This window comes from Clostridium sp. UBA7791 (assembly GCF_002480755.1).
Taxonomy (GTDB): Bacteria; Bacillota; Clostridia; order Clostridiales; family Clostridiaceae; genus Clostridium_J; species Clostridium_J sulfidigenes.
In genome coordinates this window covers 102,928-123,447 of the sequence record NZ_DLCT01000005.1, presented here as the reverse complement: position 1 = coordinate 123,447, position 20,520 = coordinate 102,928, and the positions used below count along the sequence as shown (strand labels likewise).

The following is a 20,520-nucleotide window of genomic DNA, read 5'->3' as shown; positions in this document are numbered from 1 at the left end:
AGCTTTTTAGCTTATTTATTATCTGACTATTTATCTTTATCTAATTGCTCTTTTACTAGTTTCATAATTTCACTATACTTACTATTTATAAGCCCATAGTTATCTTTAACATGTGGAACCATACATCCACTACAGTCCTTTATTCCGTCTTCAGTAATTTTGAAATTACCACCACATTTATCAGCTAATGCGTAAAGTGGGCAATAACAAAATAGGCAATTAAACTCCTCAGGTTTATTAGTTTTGTGACAAGGGAAATATTCACATTCCTTATTTTGATGAAAAGCATAATGCTTACCTTCCCAATATTTATCTATCATATTTTCTCCCCCTACCCTTTATCCTTAGTGTAAAGTTTTTTACACTATTTATCTTATATATTTTATTATACAGTGTGTGATTATAACCGTCAATTTATAGCATCTATAACCTTTAATATAGAATCAGCTGCTTTCTTTGAACCTCCAGCATTTTTGAAACCTTTTGCTAATTTATTTGCATTTTTCTTATAATCATCATTATCCATAACCTGCAATACTGCATCTTTTAAGGATTTAGGATTATTACCTTTTAAAAAGATCCCAGCTTTCAAATCAGCAACTCGTTTTGCTACCATTCCTTGCTCTTCATGCTGGGGATATAACACCATAGGAACACCATAATACAAGCTTTCATTAACACTATTCATACCACAATGAGTAATAAAAACATCTGTGTTTTGAAGCACTATAATTTGCTCCACACTATTTCTAACCTGAAAATTTTCTGGTATATAACCTAAGTCTTCAATTACAGTATCTTTTCCAACTGACATAACTACATCAAAATCACAAGTTTCAAAGGCTTTTACACAATTTTTATAAAACTTTATATTTTTGTTATTAACCGTTCCCAAGGAAATATATATTTTTTTACGTTTTCTTTCCTCATATTCAGCCTTAACATTAGATATCGAAGGACCTATAAAGGAATATTTATCTGAAAAAGTCTCTACCATTGGTTGAAACTTCTTTGAAGTATATACAATAGTATTTGTATCATTATCATTTTGAATTATAGAAACAAAATTCTTAACATTATATCCATGGTTTCTCAAAAGCTCTATTTTCTTATTAATACGACTCATGCCTAAAATCATAAGTATAGCTTCCTTAAAACCTTTCTTCATCATCTTTGCAGTATACTTATTAAATGCAAAAGTTGTTGTAGAACATACATAGGTAACATTTAATTTTTCTGCAAATAGCTTACCCCAAAAACATAAAGAATCTGATACAATACAATCTGGATTAAATCCTTTAAGTTCATTACATACTTTTTCATCTAAAGCTATAGTAGTATCTGCTATCATCTCAATTAAAGCAGCAAAATCCTTCCCAATTTTTTTCTCCTCTCCAGGCTTTAATTCTGGAAGATACTCATTACAACTAATAAATTTTGCACCTGTTCCTTCAATCTTTTCTTTAAATTCATCAAAGGAATAGTACCATACTTCATGGCCTCTATATGATAATTCACGCACTACCTCAATAGTAGGATTCGTATGTCCATGTGCAGGAATGCAAAAAAATACTATCTTACTCATATTATAATCCTCCCCTTTTAACCCCTCTGCTTAAAACTATTACTCCTTAGTTACCACACCAATTTGTCCTACAAAATTTATAAGGTCACGTTGATGTACAATGGCAATTCCCCTATCTTCATCTCCTAATATTAATAAATTATCACCAGACTTAATATTAAATAGCTCCCTAGCTTTTTTAGGAATAACAATCTGACCACGTTCTCCAACCACAACGGATCCAAAGAAATGTTTTCCCTTAGGTGGTACAACAACACCTGAATCTTCTTCTGAATGATTAACTAAATCATCCATAGTAACGTTATACAACTTTGCAAGAGCAATACAACTATTTATATCTGGAGTTGACTCTCCATTTTCCCATTTAGCAACAGCTTGCCTAGAAACATTAATCTTCTCAGCCACATCCTCCTGGGTATATTGATTGATTTTCCTTAATCTTTTCAAATTTATATTAATCATATTTATCATACCTTTCATATTTATTATATTTTTCTTACCCTTCAATGTCTATCAACTAGCATTAACATTCATGTATATATTTATAATGAAATTATAACTTCATTACTCCTATAAGTAGTAGATATACAGAAGAATTACTTTCCAAGAAAAAATTTTATAAGAACTCATTAATTTAAAAATAGCTACATAAGTTTAAACTTACATAGCTATAATTATTAATGATTTTATTTGTTTTCCAATAATACTTTTGGTTTGCTTTTGATTCCCTTTATTCCAAGATTACCATAGATTTCGCTAACTGTTCCTGCGGTAATAAATGCATCAATTTGTTCTTTTTTAATAAATTCCATAAGATAAGAAAATTCATTTCGTGTCATTAAACTTTCAATTTCATACTTGCCCTCAGCTTCTAATCCACCTTTAATTGGATATAGTGTTGCTCCACGCTTCATATCTTCTATTATAAATTTACGAATTAACTGATAATCATTAGAGATAACACAAACCCTTTTTCTAGAATTAAATCCTATCATAAAGTGCTCTAATATTAATCCATTGAGATAAGTTCCAATCAATCCTATGATTACTGTTCTTACATCATACACAAAAATTGCGGTACAACAAATAATTGCTCCTGCAATAGTAACTGATGAACCTAAATCAACGTGAAAATATTTGTTTACAATTTTGGCTATAATGTCTAGACCACCTGTTGATGCATTACGTCTAAATAAAATTGCTTGGGAAAAACTCAAAATTAACACAAAACATATAAGATCTAACCACTGATCCTGCATCAATGATTGGCTCATTGGCCATAACTTTTCTAGTATGGCAAGGAGCGGTGACAAAATCAAAGCTGAATATACAGTTTTAATGCCAAATTCTTTCCCAATAAGAAAGTAAGATAAAATTAATAAAAATGAATTTATAATAAAAATTAATACCGGCAATGGAATGGATGTAAGTAAATTAATTACTATTGATAAGCCAGTAATAGATCCAACAATTAATTTACTTGGAATCAAAAAGAAATGTACAGCTAATGCTCCAATAAACATACCTAATGTTAATATAGGTATTTCCTTAATAAAAGATTTTACCCTTTCCCCCATTTTATCTCTCCTCAACCTTTAAGCTAACCGTTTATTTTCAAATACGATTAGTTTATTATAATATAATTAATAAAATCGTTTACATGATTAATTTTAACATAAATACCTATATTTCGAAATAATAAATTTAACTTTTTTTAAAAATTTCAATTAATATTTTAAAGAATAAAATAATTAATTTTATTTTATAATTGGGAATTTTAATAAAACACTTTTAAAAAGGAGAGTAGATAGATTTGTGAAAACACAAATTTACCTGCTCTCCCTTTTAACTATTTAAATTAAGTTGGTACTTTAATATTTCTCAAAGTACTAAAAATGTATTAATTAAATTAAAACTATTAAAATTCTAAAAAAACCTGAGAACATCACAAATCACTATGATATTATTCACTTACTAGTCCATATGCAGTAATCTTACGTATGCGATAGGTTACAAGCATAGAAATTGCATAGGATACTATTACTATACCAACATCGAACAACATACTCCATAGAGGGGTTACAATAAAATTTACCTTCATTAAGCCCATAGCCTTCATGGGAACTGCCATTATTGCATTGGTTTGAGTCATTCCTAACAAACTTCCTAGGCACACTCCTGTAATAATCGGAGGCAAGAATCCCATGGAAAGCTGGTGCATAAGCTGCAGAGTTGTGAACCCAAGTGCTTTTTGTATGCCAAGGTCATGCTTCTTCCTAATCACTGAAGAATTAATAACAAAATATAAAACAAGCATAACCACAAATATTGTAACTACTAATATGCTAATACCAACCTTGGATATTATACCTGTGTAAAGACCTATCCCCTGTTGAACCTCTTTGTCCAAATCAACTACTTTAAGAAAATCATCTCCATAAAGTTTATCAATTTCCATTTTAAATTCTGAAGATTTAATATCCTTATCAAGATATATTTGCAAGTCCCGCTGCTTAAACTCTTGATTAAGACTTAAAATACCATCGCTCCTAATATAAGCAATATTAAATTTACCCATATAGGACCCTTGGCAATAACCGGTTATAATATACTCACTCTGTTTATCATTGACCTTCAAAATAATACTATCACCTATGTTCTTTTTCACTCTTTCAGCCAAATATCCTGAAATTGCAACTTCATTGCTGTGAAGTGGGTATCTACCCTCATAAATAGTATTGGTTTCTTTCATAGAATAGTCATCCATTACATATGTAGCTACTTCGTAGCTATCTGAGTTCATCATTACTATATCAAGAAACTGAGCCTTTCGTACTCCCTTCATATTTTTGATATTTTCAACCACAGATGTATTATCTACAATAGGATTACAAACTGCAATAACACTAGACAATTCAACACCTGGAATTTCTTTAAAGATTTTTGTGTCTATTACTGAGTTATAAAACATACTTAATGCAAAGGTACCTGCAAAGGAAACAACTAGGAATATCATACCTATCATTAGGCTCTGTTTCATGTTCTGTAACATTAACTTTATAGATAAAACAAAGGGAAGACTTCCCCTTGATTTGTGAAGGGGCATATAGTTCTTTCGGAAACTATGAGTTATTATTCCGCCCCTTAATGCTACAATTGGATTCAGCCTGTTAATACGACTTGAAGATATGAAGGAAACCAATATCACCACCAACAATATAACAAACAAGGAAATACTGCTAATCATACCGTCAAACCCCTGCACCCACATAAGACCCGACTGATGTGCAAAAACCTTTGATATTGCAGGAGTTGCCAGGTAAGACAGTGTTATACCCATCATGCTTCCAACCAAGGCAATTAATGAAAACTGTATAGTGATTGATGATATTATTTGCCTACTGGTGTAACCAACTGCCTTTAATGAACCTATCTTAGTCATATCCTCCTCTATGCTATTCTCAATTCTAAACCTTACAACAATAAGACATACAACAACGATTATTGCAGCAAAGACCATCATCATTACGGAAACAATGTTTGCCATAATTGAACGAGATAATCTCACAACTCCCTTATCTAAACTGAAAAATATGCTTACGTCATCAGTTAGTATATTAAGGTTTTCCTCCTTTATTATCTCCTTTATTCCATTTTCAACATCCATATTATTCTTTCTTAAATCAGCAAAAATAAGTGACGCTTTATATTTTACTCCTAGCTTTTCAACAACCCTATCATAGGTATCACTAGGTAAGTAAACCCCCATAACCACTGTATCTAGTGAACTGAAAAATATATCTTCTGTAAATCCTTTAATGGTAAAAGTCATGTCTACATCCTCAAAACTCACCTTAAGTTTATCATTCACTTTATATCCCCCATCAATATTCATTACATAGGGTAGGTATATGGACATTGAGTCAGGAGATTCATGCTCTCCAACGAATTCCCATTTTGAAAAATCTCTCTTCTGGTCTACATCATTAATGAGAAAATTAAATTCACGGTTATCATTGTTGTAAGGAATGGTTCCTTTTGCCAATAATGAACTTACCTTTTGACTCCTTTTAATATCATCATTGCTTTTGATGTATTCACTCACCCTTTCACTATACAAACTTTCCGGCATTAAATAATATTCATCAGAAGAATTTAGCTCCTCAGTTACCTTTTCAAAGTAGCTTCCGAAATTTACAAACACCAGAAGTCCTAGATTAAGTAGCATCGCTGCAATGATAAACATGAAAAGAATGGATACTGTATGCCCCTTGGTTTTCTTTATATTTGCAAAACTCAGCATTAATATCTTTCTCAACATTACCACCCCATTTCATTGAGAAATCCTTGGAGTTTGTTATGACGCTCCTTGTCCCCACTGACATAGCTTCCTAGGTCACATACTCCCTTAATAGCACCATCACGCATATATAAAATGCGATTTCCACGCCTTGCGGATTTCAAATCGTGAGTAACCATGATTATGCTTTGACCACCTCTATTCACTTCAGTTAAAACATCTAAGGCTGCCTGTCCTGCCGAAGAATTAAGTGCTCCCGTAGGTTCATCTGCGAAGACCACCTTGGGATTATTAATTAATGCCCTTACAATAGCGGCACGCTGAGCCTCGCCTCCAGATAATTGTGATGGAAACTTACTCCATATGATTTCAGTTAGTCCCACTTGTGTAAGAAGATCCTTTGCCCTATCTGCAATTGCCTTTCTATCACTACTTATAAGGAGACCGCTTACAAGGATATTATCCAGTATGCTCATATTATCCATAAGAAACATTTGTTGAAAAACAAAACCGCAGTTTAATCTTCTAAAAATTGCAAGCTTATCATTTGATAGCTTTGAAATTTCATTTCCCCCAAACTTTATAGAACCGAGAGTTGGTTTATCCATTCCTGACAGGGCATAAAGTAGTGTTGACTTTCCTGCACCAGAGGAGCCCATGATTACTGTAAAATCCCCCTGATATATTTCAATATCAAGGTTCTTAAGTACATGCTGTTGCATTCCACCGTTTGAAAATGTCTTGCAGAGCTTATTTGTTGATATAATAACATTCCCCATGATAACATCCCTTTCAATAAAAAAATAAGACTGTTTTACTTACAGTCCTATTATAGTTGAAAATTCCTTAACAGGTCTTTACCCAATCCTTAACTAATCCTTAAATCTTTTAAGTTCTTAAATTTTTAGGCAATTAAAAGTTTTAACAACACAGTGAATCCATCAACTGAGTTTTCACAGTAAATGTCTCCCTCCATTTTTTCCATCATATACTTAGAAATATAAAGTCCTAATCCAGTGCCTCCCTTTTCCTTAGAATTTTTAGCCCTATAGAACTTATTAAATATCAGAGGCAGCTCCTCCTCAGAAACTCCTCTACCATAATCCTTAAATCCTATCTCAAGGTATTTACCCTTAATAACCGAAGAAACATAAATAGATGTCCCTGCGTATTTATATGAATTACTGATTATATTGTCAACAACCTGGGATAACCTTAACCCATCTACTAAAATTATACACTCAGCAATGCCTCCAACATTTGCTTTATAATTATAATCTGCCGCCCTAATCAAATCATACAGAACCTGACTAGATTGCTCAGTAACTATAACCTTTAGCTCCTGCAATTCCTCTAGTGTGGCGCTGAACATATTTGTTATTAATGTATTTATCTGATCAGCCTTTGAATTAATTATATCCAGCTGCCTCCTCTGGTTTTCATCGGAAGTCTTTACATTCATAACTTCAGTAACAGCCTTTATTGACGCCACTGGGGTTTTGATATCATGACTTAGTGAAGCAACAAGTTCTTTTTTACTTTGATTAGCAAGCCTTTCATTTTCCCTTGCCTTATTAAGCTCCTCCCTCATGAGGTCAAAGCTTTCTGTAAATGCACCGAAGAAATTATTTTTGTCCATATCTAGAGGCATATCTAAATTCCCCTCTGCAACATGTCGTGCAAAGCCCTGAAGTTTTCTAAAGGGATATAGAATACACCTGTCAATAAAAACTAAATATAAGCTGCAAAATACTGCAGCAACTATTACTACACAAAGGGTAAAAATAAGAAGTAAATTTCTAAATTTTATCCATTCATTATTTGTATTATTATATATTATTACTTTTCCAAGTACCTTATCCTGAGATTTCACATCAACTATAGTGTCCCTATTACGTATTGCTGAACTTAAATCATTATTTAACCCACTTCTTGTAGCTTTGATAAAACGATTTTCATTGTCCAGTACTACGTAATCTATTTTATAGCTCAAACATGGCAACTCTGCATATTCCAGACTGTCCCATTCCTTTGCAAGAGACTGAGCAATATCATTTACCTTAGGCACTTCAATTTCAGTTTTTCCTTTATAGTTAAACGCAAAAAATGTGAGGCTTGTACAAGTTAAAAGAACAATGATACATATAACTACTATTCTTTTAATGTTCATATGAAGCTCCCATCTCAAAGACATATCCAGTGCCCCAAACAGTTTTGATATACTGGGGTTCATTAGGATTTTCCTCAATCTTCTCACGAAGTCTTCTTATATGTACATTCAAGGTTCCTTCCCCTGTAATTGCATCGCCCCATACCTTTTGAAAAAGCTCATCTTTTGAAATGGTTCGGTTTTTGTTTTTAACCAAATATGATAACAATCTATATTCCATTGATTTTAATTTTACTTCCCTACCATCTACCATAAGCTTTTCCATATCTAAATCAATAGAAAATCTACCAAAACTTACGGTACTGGCATAGTTAGACTTATACCTTTTTAAAACAGTTTTAACCTTTGCCATCAGTATATTTAGAGAATATGGCTTTTGAATATAATCATCTCCACCAATGTTTAATGCCAAAAGGACATCATCATCACTTGTTCTAGCACTGATAAATAAAATTGGTGTATCCATCGTCGTTCTCAATTCTTTGCAAATTTCAAAGCCTGAGGATTGTCCTAGATTGATATCCAGCAATATTAAATCAACCTTATTCTTCAATAAAAAATCAAAACATGCTGTTTTATCTGATACCCAAAAGGTTTTTACACCGAACATGTTGAAAAACTCACAGGTACTTTGAGACAGTGCCTCCTCATCATCTACTATTAAGCAATCATATCTTGGCATTTAGCTTTCCTCCATAAATACTATATTTTTTTATGTATTTAAAACAAACTTAACATAAAAATATTCTTATCCACACCTCTTGTAACTTTTCAAAGTAATAATCCACAGTTCTCACTTCAGCTGTTAACATTTTTCCTCCACCACTATAGGTCTAAAAGTAAAAAATACCTTGTAAAAATGTAAGTATATTAGACCTATTAGACTAAAGAAATGCAAATAAAAACCCTACTATCTGTAAAGTTAGATAGCAAGGTATTATACTCTAAACAGCTAGTTTACCTGCCATAGCTTTCATCAGGTGAAGTATTCATTCAATCTTCTTTCTTTAACCTTCTCTCCTTTTTTAACTCTTTAAAAATGTTAAATAATTGAATAACACCAATAATTATCATTCCTATAGATGTTAAGATAAATATTGCTATGGAAAATAACGCAAAATATCTAACATATGAAAGTTCAGATAATAATGTAATAGCAACAAAAATAAAGAATGCTACCAGTGAAACTATTGCTGTTATTTGCATACTATTAAGAATTTTATCCATGTAATCTTTTGAAGGCTTTTCTTTATAGTTTAAGGTCTCCAATTCCTTTGAAATCTCTTGCCAATTCTTTTTAAAATCATTTCTTTCCTTCACATACCAATACCAATTAATAATAGTCCATATGGTTGTTATTACTGTAAGAATTATTGTAACAGTTGGATCTTTAATTTCTCTTTCTATAAAATATCTAAAGATAAGGTTTAATGGTGGTCCAGAACATATAATTGTGTTCCAAATTGGCCAATAAAGGTCCGGTTTTAGAGCTTCCTTTAATTCTCTAACTATTTCTAATTCATCATCATCTTGAATCATTTGCTTTTTAATCTCCTAAATTCATAATTTCTGAAACACATAAGAGCTGTCACAAAACAGATATATTTTGTAATTCTCTTTAAATTATTTCAGCATATTTTACAATAACGACCTGATTCCATTATATAGTATTTGGTTAATTTAGTATATAAATACTATGCACTTCATTGTATAATTTACAGTATATTACTTTAGTTATATTCTTAACGATCTATTACCATAAAGATTATTACCTATTTGATTTATTTCTGATAATATTGAGAAACCAGTAAATACTATCTATAGAGGTGGTTAAATGACAGAAATAGAAAAAGCCTATATAGCTGGAATAATCGATGGAGAAGGAAGTATTATGTTACAGCGGTTTCATACAAATCAATATCCTGCTCCTTGCGTATCAATAGCCTCCACTACTATAGAATTATTAACTTGGCTAAAAGACACCATTGGATATGGAGTAATAATAAAGAAAAAAAATTATAACCCTGAAAAACATAAATTATCTTATTCATTTGTAATTAAGCAGAATAATGCTATTAAATTACTAGAAGATATTTACCCTTACTTAATTATAGAATCTAAAAGAAAACGTGCAGAAATGATAATAACACAATATAAAGCTCTTACCCTAGAAATGGTAGGTGTACAGATGAACAGCTTGCTAAAAAAGAGATATTTTATGAGGAATTTATTAATGCAAAATAGCTACATCAGATTAGAGCTGATGTAGCTGCTTGTTAATGGTTGAGGCGAAGTGCGACCTTTAAAATCCACTATTAAGTCGTAACCACTAATTGTATATGGTAATCCCGTACTCTCTATTATCTGTTTAATAATAAATAAACCCACATTACTCCTTTATCCCATTACTCTTTATTTTTTAAAAACACCTTTGGAACAACAGGCATACCACACCATTCTGCAATACTATTATAGCGTTCTGCAACATCTTGAACAATTGAAATTCCAGCCTTAACATTCTTAAGTGCCTTACCCAATTTACTGCTTTCATCATTTAAGTTTTCTAAAAATCTAGGTATTTTTCTTAAGGCTCCTGACGCTATTACTTCGTCCCTATTTTGTGCTGAATCTAACTTTTCCATACTTGTAGTTATCTTCTGAAATTCCTTTTGTATCTCGTCATTATCAGCATGATTCTCAAAAACAAGCTCATCTTTTAAATCATTTATTGCTCCCTGTAATTCGTTTATTTGATTTCTAATTTCAATTGTAATAGTTATAGAATTTGTATTGATGTTTGAAGCATTATTCTCATTATAAATCTTGTTTACCGGAGCAATAATAATATTAGGTGTTTCCATTTCCAACAATTCTCCTTTTTTTACAGATAATCTGTTTATTTCAATTCCATCTAGAAGCTTTGTAACCGCAACCTCATTAAATGACTCCCTACATCTTTCATAACTTATATTCAACTGTTCCAATTTTATAAGATACTTATAATCGTAATCGTGCACATATTTGCATTGAGGATGGCAATTACATTTAATATTTTCTGTTACATTCAACTTAGAAATTGTTTTATGAATTTCCTCAAAATTCATCCTAATTATTCTTAACAGGTCTTGTTTATCTCTTACATTTTCTCCATATACATTTATCTCAATTTTTCTTTCCTTAATACCTTCATATAGTTTAACAATGCTTGATGCACTTCTATATTTTAAATGAGCCCCCTTTTTCCAACAGAGTTTTTTATTATTTAGTTCTTTTAAATAATTATTGGCTTTTACTATAAATCTAGTCATTATTCCTGATGGAAGAAAATCATATTTATATTGAAAATTCAGTGGATTATCATCTACATAACTAAATCCTGATTCAATCTCTTCATTTTCTAATAATTCTGCAACTAAAAAACTCTTGCCATTCTCTAATGTAAATGATAACTGAAACTTTTCCATTAGCGCTAAAATTATAGGGTATTTGTCTTCAGGATAAATATCTTTATCATCCCATATCTTAGGTAAATCTGTTGAATACAGTATACCATTCCTTCCTTTTAATAACTTATCCTCTGCATCTAACACTTTATATACCGCACTCGTTCCCCAGTCCGGATTTAATATTATAAGATTTCTTAGTAGAAGATTATCTTGAAAATGAAGTATAATTCCTAAATCATGCAAATACTGACTCAAACTATCTGCTTCATCTTTAAAAACTCCGTATTTATTACACACATTTAGATACTCATCATATTCTATAATATTAGTTTTACTTGCTAACTTCTCTAATTCGCATCTAATCCGTACCCATGATTCAAACCACTCAACTTCCATTAATGGCAATTTAACTGTTTGATCCTCAATTATACCTTTTAGCTTGTCTATGTTAAAATTTTCTTTACACTTACTTGTACATAATGTTTAAGTTGTGAAAATCTTGATTGCAGAGATTTAAAGTCAACGCTTTTTATATTATTCCTTTCATCACATTTATTAATAATCATTATTATAGGACTATCATCTGCAAAAGACTCAATAGTATTTAACCAATAATCTATTCTTCCATATTCCTCCTCTTGCCTAACATCCCATACAAATAAGTATAATGATCTTCGTGTAAGAAAAAATTGATGAGTAGCATGATATATTTCTTGTCCACCAAAGTCCCACATATTCAAATGATAGTCCTTATTATCTTTTATAAAATTCCACATGTTTATGCTTATCCCTTGTGTTGATTTTTCTTCATCATCATATTTATTATGTATAATCCTATTAGCTAAGCATGTTTTTCCAACCCCTCCTTGTCCTACAATTAATAACTTAGATTCTCTGATTTTTTTTCTCTTTTCACCGCTGTATTTAACTAGATAATTTATCACATCAACAGGTTTTTGTTTTCGTATTTCTGGTGGAAGTATTTTACTTAATGATGACTGATCTATTTCAAATTCTTTTAACCCATTTAGATTTGTAAAACTTTTAGGTATAAAAGCGAACTTACTTCTAACGAAACTAAGGCTCTCTAGGTTTCTAAGTTCACCTATTTCATCTAAAATTTCTGTCACTAGTAAATCTGGAAGATGTAATTCTTTTAATTTATTTAATTTTGATATTCCCTTTGGAATATGGTCGAACAAACCGCTTATACATAGAATCTCTAAATGTATCATATTATATATCTGTACCGGGAAATTAGTTAACTCACTACCATTTAGATTTAATTTTCTTAACTTTTTTAATTTAATAAAATTCATTGGAAGTTGTTTAATTCTACACTCATATAAATATAACTCTTCTAAATTTTCTAATTTACAAATTTCTTCAGGTAAAGAATGTAATTTATTATTATATATATCATCTTTATCATTTACATTTGAACTATTCAAACATAATATTTTTAGATTTTTCAATTTTCCTATTTCTCTAGGAACCTCTTCCATTCCAATTGTGCTAAGATTTAATTCTTCCCATTCCTCTTTATCAGCAATGTTTATTATTTGTAATATTTCATTTTTAGTTAACTTTGAAGGTTTGTACTCAAAATAATCTTTCTCATCAGGCTCGCATCTTTTAAATCTTTCATAAATATTAAATCCCATCCTTTTCCTCCTTGAGTAACACGATATGTATATAAGAATATGATCAATATAAAGATAATCTATTCATCTCATAAAATACTATGTGTAACTAATATCAATATTCTTCTTACTAATTTCTACAAATAATTACATTTACCTTCTTTTTTTAAATTTATTTCAGCATAAAAAGATCAATATAATTAACTATAATTCTTAATATTATAAAACATTCTTTTTTGATGCCTTTGTACATAACTTATCAAGTAATAAGTTGTAAACTAATTTAATACATAATAACTGTGTTCGATTACTTATTTTAACTTATCAATACTCCCTTTGCAAAACAAAAACGACCTCCTATAAGCAGTTATTTAAGCCAACTACAGGCGATTCATGGATTTCATGGTGGAATTCAGAATAAATATGCATCCTATATTTCTATAAGTACTAACTATACATTCTAGCCCCCTTGACATCTTATAGAAGCATAATTAGTTTGATATCTTCTATCCTAGTATCCCATGCATTGCTCCTTAGAAACCTATAAATTTATAATATACTCCATTGTCATACTTATATAAATTCTTATTAAAATATTTTTTTGCAAAATAAAAAACTCTAACATTTAATGTTAGAGTTTCCAAATGGTGGAGGCGAGGAGAATCGAACTCCTGTCCGAAAGCCATTCCACATAAGCATCTCCGAGTGCAGTCTCTATTTTAACATTCCCTCCATAGAACCCCTAGAGACCGGGTTTCTACTTCAGTAGCTTCATAAATTCCGTTCCATGGTCAAAGCTTTCCATGGCTCGGTTCCCCACTAATCGGCGCCCTATCCTAAGCCGTGGGACTCAAAGGTAGGACGAGCAACTATACTAAGCTGCTAATGCAAAATTGTCTTCTGCGTTTATCTTTAATCCCATAGTTTTTTAAAGCGGGCCCATGAGTTCCCTCTACTCGCTTCCTATATGTCACGTACCCCCGTCGAAACCAGTACGCCCCCATGTTAGGTAGTGGTAATTATTAGTGATTACCACGTATATTCATTATAAACAATATCAATCCTTATAGCAAGTAAAGTTTTGTAAAAACTTTTATAGTGTTTATGGACATATTTCCTTTAGATTCTACATATGGTATTTGGCAAATCTATATATGTAAAAAAAGTACCACTTTTAATGATACTTTCACACCAAATATAAGTTTATTTTATCCTATATAGGTAGCTCAAACTATTTTATATAAGACATGTCGCTTAGTCTCTTTATGATGTGTTTTCCATTGTCATCTTCTATAAAATGAGAAACTCCACCTGCAAATCCAAATAAATCACAGTTATTAAGATTATCTGGTTTAAGTCCTAACCACATAGCATTAAAAATACTTAATGTATCCCCATGGGAAACAATAATTATATTCTCATCATCACTGCTCATTATGTCATTGTAGAAAGGCTCTAGACGCTTCCAAGTTTCTCTTCTAGATTCAGCATCTGGTACACATCTATCATCAATTGTCTTTTCCCATGCTGTTTGATTTTCTCTAAGCCACTGTACACTTTTTCCTACAGCAGAACCAAGGTTACGCTCCCTTAGAGCTTCATTAATAATAGGTTTTAAGTTTAAATGCTTTCCTACAATTTCAGCAGTCTGTTTTGCTCTTTTTAAGTCTGAAGAATACATAACATAGGCACTATCTTTTGAGAGTTCTTCCTTAAGTTTTATCCCAATGTTATTTGCTTGTTCTTTTCCTAGGTTAGTTAAATCCCAATCTGCCCATGAACCAATCATTCCATTGGTGTGATGCACTGATTGAGTATGTTGAATGGTAATTATTCTTTTCATCCTTTACCGCTCCCCCTATTTAAACTTCCCATACTTCATAGCAAAATTCTATTGTGCAAAGGAAACTCTTGCTCATATTCATTCCCATGAGTAGGTAACACTTGACCAAATATAAAATTTGGAGTGTTACCTATATTTCTCTTTCATTTGTCTGTCTATGTCTCTCTTAGCTGCTTTTTCTAGCATTACATCCCTCTTATCATAATCTTTTTTACCTCTACATACTCCAAGGTTCACTTTTACTTTACCGTCTTTAAGATATAAGCTAAGTGGTATTAGAGTGTACCCCTTTTGAGCTGTGAATCCTAAAAGTTTATCTATTTCTCCTTTGTGAAGAAGTAGCTTTCTTACTCTTAGAGGATCTTTGTTAAATATGTTTCCTTGCTCATAAGGGCTTATGTGCATATTTTTTACGAAGACTTCTCCATTGTATACATCTGCATAACTATCTCTAAGGTTTGCTTTTCCAGCTCTTATAGATTTAACTTCTGTTCCTACAAGTACTATTCCAGCTTCCATAGCTTCTTCTATGAAGTAATCGTGTCTTGCTTTTCTATTTTCTACTAAAGTTTTAGTTCCTAATTTCTTTGCCATGTTTTCACCTACTTTTATCATTATACATGTGATTTTACTAAATTTAAAATGTATTGTATAGTATATCCTATTTTTATTATAACCTAAAATAAAAATATTGTAATTATTAACCTTGAAATATATGAATTTTAATTCTTTAAAATGTTATAGACATAGAAAATAATTTTCATATTAATTCAATTTCTCCAATTACCATGTTTTTAGCTTTTTATGTTTTTATGTTCTTATGTTCTTCCACAGCTAATACCTTGATATCACTGCATTCAAACCCTCTAGGGAACATCTACATTTTAACTATTTAAAATTAGAAAAATATATATATGAAACTTTTTAAATAGCTCTATTTTTATATAGGAAACTATTTACCTATATTACTTATATAACTAGGTAACTATTTAACTAGTTGTTGGCGCTGTGAGGGGTTCAGGGATTTCCTAATAAATTTCTTTCTCCCCTTGGTCGATAGGAAACTCCTTTTCTTTCAGTCTAAGGAGTAAGCTTCACTTGGCCAAATCATAGATTTGGAGTGAAGCTTAGAAGAGCTGTCTCACGGTAGAGTTTTATTAACTCTACTTTGAGACAGCTCTTCCAAGTTGATTTGATTTGATTTGATGAATTATAAGGATATTTTTTAAATCTGCTGTACCTTAGTTCAACAGAATTAATAACATAATATAAGAAACCCCACTTTTCAGTGGAGTTTCTTCCACTAACTAAAATTAATTATTGTCTCCCTCTATTGCAATTAAACCCCTTTTTACCATGTTCCAATGACAAATCCTAGAACTCTATTTTGTTACCATAGTAAGTGCATTCAAATAGTCTTTCCATTGTTTTGTCGTCTATTTCTCTTGGGTTTGAGCCTGTGCATGCATCAAGTACTGCATTGTGAGCTATAAACTCAAGATTTGCTTTGAAGTCTTCTTCTGTAACACCGTATTCCTTCATTGAGTGAGGAATGCTTAGTTTTGTATTTAAGTCATTGATCATTTCTATTAATGAATCAGTTAATTCTGAATCTGTATTTCCATTTAATTTTAACATTCTAGCTATGTCTGCATATCTATCTTCACATTTAGTTCTGTTGTACTGAATTACATATGGAAGGAAGATTGCATTTGCACATCCATGAGGAATGTGGAATACTGCTCCTGTTTTATGAGCCATGGAGTGAACTATTCCTAGTAGTGCATTTGAGAATGCCATTCCTGCAAGGCATTGAGCCTCGTGCATTAAGTTTCTTGATTTTTCACATCCATTATAAGAATCTATTAAGTGTTCTTTTACCATTTCAATTGCTTTTAATGCTAATGGATCTGAAAAGTTTGATCTTAGTGATGCTGTATATGCTTCTATAGCATGAGTTAAAGCATCCATTCCAGTATGAGCAACTAGAGTCTTAGGCATTGTTTGTGCAAGTGCTGGATCTATTATTGCTATATCTGGTGTTATATTGAAATCAGCTAATGGATATTTAATCTTAGCTTTGTAATCAGTAATTACAGAGAATGCTGTAACTTCTGTAGCTGTACCACTAGTTGATGGTATTGCAACGAATTTTGCTTTTTGTCTTAATTCTGGTAGTCCAAATGGAATAACTGCTTGTTCAAAAGTAAATTCTGGGTATTCGTAGAATATCCACATTGCTTTTGCTGCATCTATTGGAGATCCTCCACCTATAGAAACTATCCAATCTGGCTCAAAGCTTCTCATAGCTTCTGCACCCTTCATAACTGTTTCTACTGATGGGTCTGGTTCTACCCCTTCAAATAATTCAACTTCCATACCTGCTTCTTTTAGGTAGTCTTCAACCTTTTGCAAGAATCCGAATCTCTTCATAGATCCGCCACCAACAACTACGAAAGCTCTCTTCCCTTTTAAAGTTTTCAGAGTTTCTAACGCTCCTTCTCCATGATATATATCTCTTGGTAATGTAAAACGTGCCATAATATGAACCTCCCTAATACAAACTTTAAATTTTGTTATTTATTTAACATTTATAATTTTAGTATACCACCTTTTTCTAAAAATACTAGTACTTTGTTAAAAATTTATCTGATTTGTTTAACTTTTTAACAATCTTTTTTTGATTTTTACACTCTACTATGTAAAATTATCCTATATTTTTATTTGTTTCCCTTAATTTATAGCAAATTACATAAAAGAGAAGAGATAAAATCATATTTAATTTAATAAACAAAATTTTATCTCTTCTTATATAATGTTAAATTTTTATCCTTATAGTTTTCTTCTTAACTATATTTTACTCTCCGAAAATTAAATCATCGATGTCTAGGGACATTTCTTCTTCCTCTTCTTCTACTTGTGGTTTAACTATTTCAAAGTAAATGTCGTGGGCATCTATGTCAACCTTAGAGCAAACAACCTTAACTTCATCTCCTAGTCTGTAGATATTCTTAGTTCTCTCACCAACTAAAGCTAGATGCTTTTCATCATAGATATAGTAGTCATCATGAAGCTCACTAATATGAACTAAACCTTCTATGGTGTTAGGAAGTTCAACGAACATACCAAAGCTAGTTACAGAGGATATGATTCCTTCGAATTCTTCTCCAATCTTATCCATCATGTATTCAGCTTTCTTTAAGTCATCTACTTCACGTTCTGCATCCACAGCCATTCTTTCTGTATCAGAGGATTGTTTTGAAGCATCTATTACAAAGGTTCTTAATCTCTTCTCTCTTTTAGAATTTAATCCTTCGTTTATCATTTCCTTTATAATTCTATGAATTACTAGGTCAGGATATCTTCTTATTGGAGATGTGAAGTGACAATAGTATTTAGCAGCAAGACCAAAGTGTCCTACACATAAATGGGAATATTTTGCCTTCATCATAGATCTTAAAAGTAAGGTACTAACTACTGTTTCTTCCTTCTTGCCTTTAACCTTTTCTAGAATCTTCTGAAGCTCCCTTGGATGAATTTCATCTTCTTTAAATCTTACATGATATCCTAGGTTATATACGAATTCGCTGAAGTGTAATAACTTCTCCATATCTGGGTCTTCGTGAACTCTATAAACAAATGGTGCATTAAGCCAGAAGAAGTGCTCTGCTACAGTTTCATTACAGATTAACATAAATTCTTCTATTATTCTATTGGCAATGGCTCTTTCACGAGGTAGGATATCTATTGGTTTACCAGTGTCATCTAGGATTATTCTACATTCTTCAAAATCAAAGTCAATGGCACCTCTTGATAATCTCTTTTTATTTAAGAGCTCAAATAATTTACCCATGTTTTTAAAGTCTTCATGAAGGTGTTTAAATTTTTCTATAGTTTCAGCATCTTCATCTCTAAGAATCTTAGTTACATCAGTGTAGGTCATTCTTTCATTAGTTTTTATTACACTTTCAAAGATATCATGATCTACTACTTTTCCTGTAGGATCAATTTCCATAAAGCAACTAAGAGCAAGTCTATCCACCTTTGGATTTAAGCTACATACTCCATTGGATAGTTTTCTAGGTAGCATTGGAATTACTCTATCAATTAGGTATACAGAGGTACCTCTTTTAAAGGCTTCCTTATCAAGGACATTATTTTCTCTTACATAGTGTGATACGTCTGCAATATGAACTCCTAGCTTGAAGTTTCCATTTTTCAGAACTTCTACTGAAACAGCATCATCTAGGTCCTTTGCATCTTCTCCATCTATGGTAACCATGGTCACATCTCTAAGATCTCTTCTTCTGTCTATTTCACTTTGAGGAACCATATCTTCTATTCTTTCTGCATATTCCTCTACCTGTAATGGGAATTCTTCAGGAAGATTGTGCTTTCTAATTATAGTTAGGATATCTATTCCCTTATCTCCTTTTTCTCCTAGGATTTCAATGATCTTTCCTTCTGGATTTCTTCTTTTCTCTGGCCAGCTAGTGATTTCTACCACTACTATTTGACCTGATTTTGCTCCATTTCTATCATTTTTAGAAATGAATACATCTTGACCTATCTTTTTATCATCTGGTACAACGAATCCAAAGTTTTTACTATCTTCATAGGTTCCAACTAGTTTTTTATTCTTTCTTTCAACAATTCTGATAATTTCTCCTTCAGATTTCTTACCGTTATTTTCATCTTTTAATACTTTAACTAACACCACGTCATTGTTCATGGCACTATTTACATTACTTGCAGGTATAAATATATCTGGTCTATCTTCTTCTACAATTACAAAACCAAAACCCTTTTGGTGAGCAGCAAAAACCCCTTTAAGTATACCCATTCTCTCTGGAATTCCATATAGCTCTGCTCTATTTTTTATTATTTCTCCATCTTTCTCCATTTCATTTAATAGGTTTAAAAACTCTTTAGACTCTTTTTTACCTATACCAAATATTTTAGACAACTCTTTTAAACTCATCGGTTTATAAGCTTTTTCTTTCATAAAGCTTACAAGTACTTCTCTTATATTCATAATGCACTTCCTTTCATACTTCTCTCATCTTTACGTAATATATCCTCTTAATACATACTATTTTTTATATAATGCCTACCATATCTAAAACTCCCGCCGAAGCTAAGAACTCTGTTTATAATTAGTATACCTATTTACTATTATTGCTCTATTAAATCAATGTTATGTGTTTTTTACATTAGATATTTACATATTATATAGTTTACAGTATATGCTATATAATTTCTATATTTATCCGATAACTACCAGCTCTAATACTCCCATTTTTTTAAATTGGAGTTAAGAGCTGCTACGTTCCTGGATAACGATTTCTATGCTTCAAAGAAGCTAAGAACTCTGTTTAACTTCTTAAACATATGTTTTCCAAAAATAAGTTTTATTACAAGAAAAAACCCATCGGGGGTAACCAATGGGTTTTTTCCTTGCAATAATATACAATTATATTCGACATAAAATAACTTGTATAACCCTTGGGGTTAGGTTATACGTATAAATAAA

At 31.4% G+C, this 20,520-nt stretch carries 16 protein-coding genes and 1 other RNA gene; 1 reads left to right on the top strand and 16 read right to left on the bottom strand.

The features are described 5' to 3' along the window. Nucleotides 1-26: 26 nt before the first annotated feature. The 9 genes from B3Z56_RS06110 to B3Z56_RS06070 form a co-directional block, all read right to left on the bottom strand. A complete protein-coding gene (locus B3Z56_RS06110; RefSeq protein WP_035131288.1) occupies nucleotides 27-320 on the bottom strand; it encodes a cysteine-rich small domain-containing protein in 294 nt (97 codons plus the stop codon). A gap of 89 nt (nucleotides 321-409) precedes the next feature. Next, complete coding sequence (locus B3Z56_RS06105) at nucleotides 410-1,585, bottom strand: macrolide family glycosyltransferase (RefSeq protein WP_346878456.1); 1,176 nt, start codon at nucleotides 1,583-1,585, stop codon at nucleotides 410-412. Nucleotides 1,586-1,624: 39 nt separating this feature from the next. Then, a complete protein-coding gene (locus tag B3Z56_RS06100) occupies nucleotides 1,625-2,065 on the bottom strand; it encodes a helix-turn-helix domain-containing protein (protein ID WP_414632890.1) in 441 nt (146 codons plus the stop codon). 206 nt (nucleotides 2,066-2,271) lie between these two features. Then, the gene (locus B3Z56_RS06095; RefSeq protein WP_346878455.1) at nucleotides 2,272-3,162 is read right to left on the bottom strand and encodes a YitT family protein; all 891 of its coding nucleotides are present in this window, start codon (nucleotides 3,160-3,162) and stop codon (nucleotides 2,272-2,274) included. Between the two features lie 386 nt (nucleotides 3,163-3,548). After that, nucleotides 3,549-5,906, bottom strand: coding sequence for an ABC transporter permease (locus tag B3Z56_RS06090; protein WP_346878454.1), 2,358 nt, complete (start codon nucleotides 5,904-5,906; stop codon nucleotides 3,549-3,551). Continuing rightward, the gene (locus B3Z56_RS06085; RefSeq protein WP_346878453.1) at nucleotides 5,906-6,664 is read right to left on the bottom strand and encodes an ABC transporter ATP-binding protein; all 759 of its coding nucleotides are present in this window, start codon (nucleotides 6,662-6,664) and stop codon (nucleotides 5,906-5,908) included. Before B3Z56_RS06085 ends, B3Z56_RS06090 begins: the two co-directional genes overlap by 1 nt. Nucleotides 6,665-6,789: 125 nt before the next feature. Beyond that, nucleotides 6,790-8,055 (bottom strand): HAMP domain-containing sensor histidine kinase, encoded by a 1,266-nt coding sequence (locus B3Z56_RS06080; RefSeq protein WP_346878452.1) that lies wholly within the window; start codon nucleotides 8,053-8,055, stop codon nucleotides 6,790-6,792. Next, nucleotides 8,045-8,737, bottom strand: a complete 693-nt coding sequence (locus tag B3Z56_RS06075; RefSeq protein ID WP_346878451.1) for a response regulator transcription factor — start codon at nucleotides 8,735-8,737, stop codon at nucleotides 8,045-8,047. The genes B3Z56_RS06080 and B3Z56_RS06075 overlap by 11 nt, the downstream gene beginning before the upstream one ends. A 311-nt stretch (nucleotides 8,738-9,048) precedes the next feature. After that, a complete protein-coding gene (locus B3Z56_RS06070; protein ID WP_346878450.1) occupies nucleotides 9,049-9,594 on the bottom strand; it encodes a hypothetical protein in 546 nt (181 codons plus the stop codon). Nucleotides 9,595-9,889: 295 nt separating this feature from the next. Here B3Z56_RS06070 and B3Z56_RS06065 point away from each other — a divergent pair, with 295 nt between their 5' ends. Next, nucleotides 9,890-10,324 (top strand): hypothetical protein, encoded by a 435-nt coding sequence (locus B3Z56_RS06065; protein WP_346878449.1) that lies wholly within the window; start codon nucleotides 9,890-9,892, stop codon nucleotides 10,322-10,324. 136 nt (nucleotides 10,325-10,460) lie between these two features. On the opposite strand, the gene B3Z56_RS06060 is transcribed toward B3Z56_RS06065, so the two are convergent. The 7 genes from B3Z56_RS06060 to rnr form a co-directional block, all read right to left on the bottom strand. Next, a complete protein-coding gene (locus B3Z56_RS06060) occupies nucleotides 10,461-11,897 on the bottom strand; it encodes a COR domain-containing protein (protein ID WP_346878448.1) in 1,437 nt (478 codons plus the stop codon). 47 nt (nucleotides 11,898-11,944) lie between these two features. Beyond that, nucleotides 11,945-13,165: a leucine-rich repeat domain-containing protein gene (locus tag B3Z56_RS06055; RefSeq protein WP_346878447.1), complete on the bottom strand. Its 1,221-nt coding sequence runs from the start codon at nucleotides 13,163-13,165 to the stop codon at nucleotides 11,945-11,947. Nucleotides 13,166-13,789: 624 nt separating this feature from the next. Further along, nucleotides 13,790-14,146, bottom strand: a transfer-messenger RNA (tmRNA) gene (gene ssrA / locus B3Z56_RS06050). 229 nt (nucleotides 14,147-14,375) lie between these two features. After that, nucleotides 14,376-14,987 carry a histidine phosphatase family protein gene (locus tag B3Z56_RS06045; protein WP_346878446.1) on the bottom strand — a complete coding sequence of 204 codons (612 nt, stop codon included), beginning with the start codon at nucleotides 14,985-14,987 and terminating at the stop codon, nucleotides 14,376-14,378. Between the two features lie 126 nt (nucleotides 14,988-15,113). Next, on the bottom strand, nucleotides 15,114-15,581 hold the full coding sequence (gene smpB, locus B3Z56_RS06040; RefSeq protein WP_035131317.1) for an SsrA-binding protein SmpB: 468 nt from the start codon (nucleotides 15,579-15,581) through the stop codon (nucleotides 15,114-15,116). 780 nt (nucleotides 15,582-16,361) lie between these two features. Beyond that, on the bottom strand, nucleotides 16,362-17,528 hold the full coding sequence (locus tag B3Z56_RS06035; RefSeq protein ID WP_346878445.1) for an iron-containing alcohol dehydrogenase: 1,167 nt from the start codon (nucleotides 17,526-17,528) through the stop codon (nucleotides 16,362-16,364). 316 nt (nucleotides 17,529-17,844) lie between these two features. Then, nucleotides 17,845-20,022 (bottom strand): ribonuclease R, encoded by a 2,178-nt coding sequence (gene rnr, locus B3Z56_RS06030; protein ID WP_346878444.1) that lies wholly within the window; start codon nucleotides 20,020-20,022, stop codon nucleotides 17,845-17,847. Between the last annotated feature and the right edge of the window lie 498 nt (nucleotides 20,023-20,520).

Coding starts and splice junctions, on each gene's coding strand:
- B3Z56_RS06110 (WP_035131288.1), bottom strand. CDS start 320: ATGATAGATAAATATTGGGAAGGTAAGCATTATGCTTTTCATCAAAAT.
- B3Z56_RS06105 (WP_346878456.1), bottom strand. CDS start 1,585: ATGAGTAAGATAGTATTTTTTTGCATTCCTGCACATGGACATACGAAT.
- B3Z56_RS06100 (WP_414632890.1), bottom strand. CDS start 2,065: ATGAAAGGTATGATAAATATGATTAATATAAATTTGAAAAGATTAAGG.
- B3Z56_RS06095 (WP_346878455.1), bottom strand. CDS start 3,162: ATGGGGGAAAGGGTAAAATCTTTTATTAAGGAAATACCTATATTAACA.
- B3Z56_RS06090 (WP_346878454.1), bottom strand. CDS start 5,906: ATGTTGAGAAAGATATTAATGCTGAGTTTTGCAAATATAAAGAAAACC.
- B3Z56_RS06085 (WP_346878453.1), bottom strand. CDS start 6,664: ATGGGGAATGTTATTATATCAACAAATAAGCTCTGCAAGACATTTTCA.
- B3Z56_RS06080 (WP_346878452.1), bottom strand. CDS start 8,055: ATGAACATTAAAAGAATAGTAGTTATATGTATCATTGTTCTTTTAACT.
- B3Z56_RS06075 (WP_346878451.1), bottom strand. CDS start 8,737: ATGCCAAGATATGATTGCTTAATAGTAGATGATGAGGAGGCACTGTCT.
- B3Z56_RS06070 (WP_346878450.1), bottom strand. CDS start 9,594: ATGATTCAAGATGATGATGAATTAGAAATAGTTAGAGAATTAAAGGAA.
- B3Z56_RS06065 (WP_346878449.1), top strand. CDS start 9,890: ATGACAGAAATAGAAAAAGCCTATATAGCTGGAATAATCGATGGAGAA.
- B3Z56_RS06060 (WP_346878448.1), bottom strand. CDS start 11,897: ATGGAAGTTGAGTGGTTTGAATCATGGGTACGGATTAGATGCGAATTA.
- B3Z56_RS06055 (WP_346878447.1), bottom strand. CDS start 13,165: ATGGGATTTAATATTTATGAAAGATTTAAAAGATGCGAGCCTGATGAG.
- B3Z56_RS06045 (WP_346878446.1), bottom strand. CDS start 14,987: ATGAAAAGAATAATTACCATTCAACATACTCAATCAGTGCATCACACC.
- smpB (WP_035131317.1), bottom strand. CDS start 15,581: ATGGCAAAGAAATTAGGAACTAAAACTTTAGTAGAAAATAGAAAAGCA.
- B3Z56_RS06035 (WP_346878445.1), bottom strand. CDS start 17,528: ATGGCACGTTTTACATTACCAAGAGATATATATCATGGAGAAGGAGCG.
- rnr (WP_346878444.1), bottom strand. CDS start 20,022: ATGAATATAAGAGAAGTACTTGTAAGCTTTATGAAAGAAAAAGCTTAT.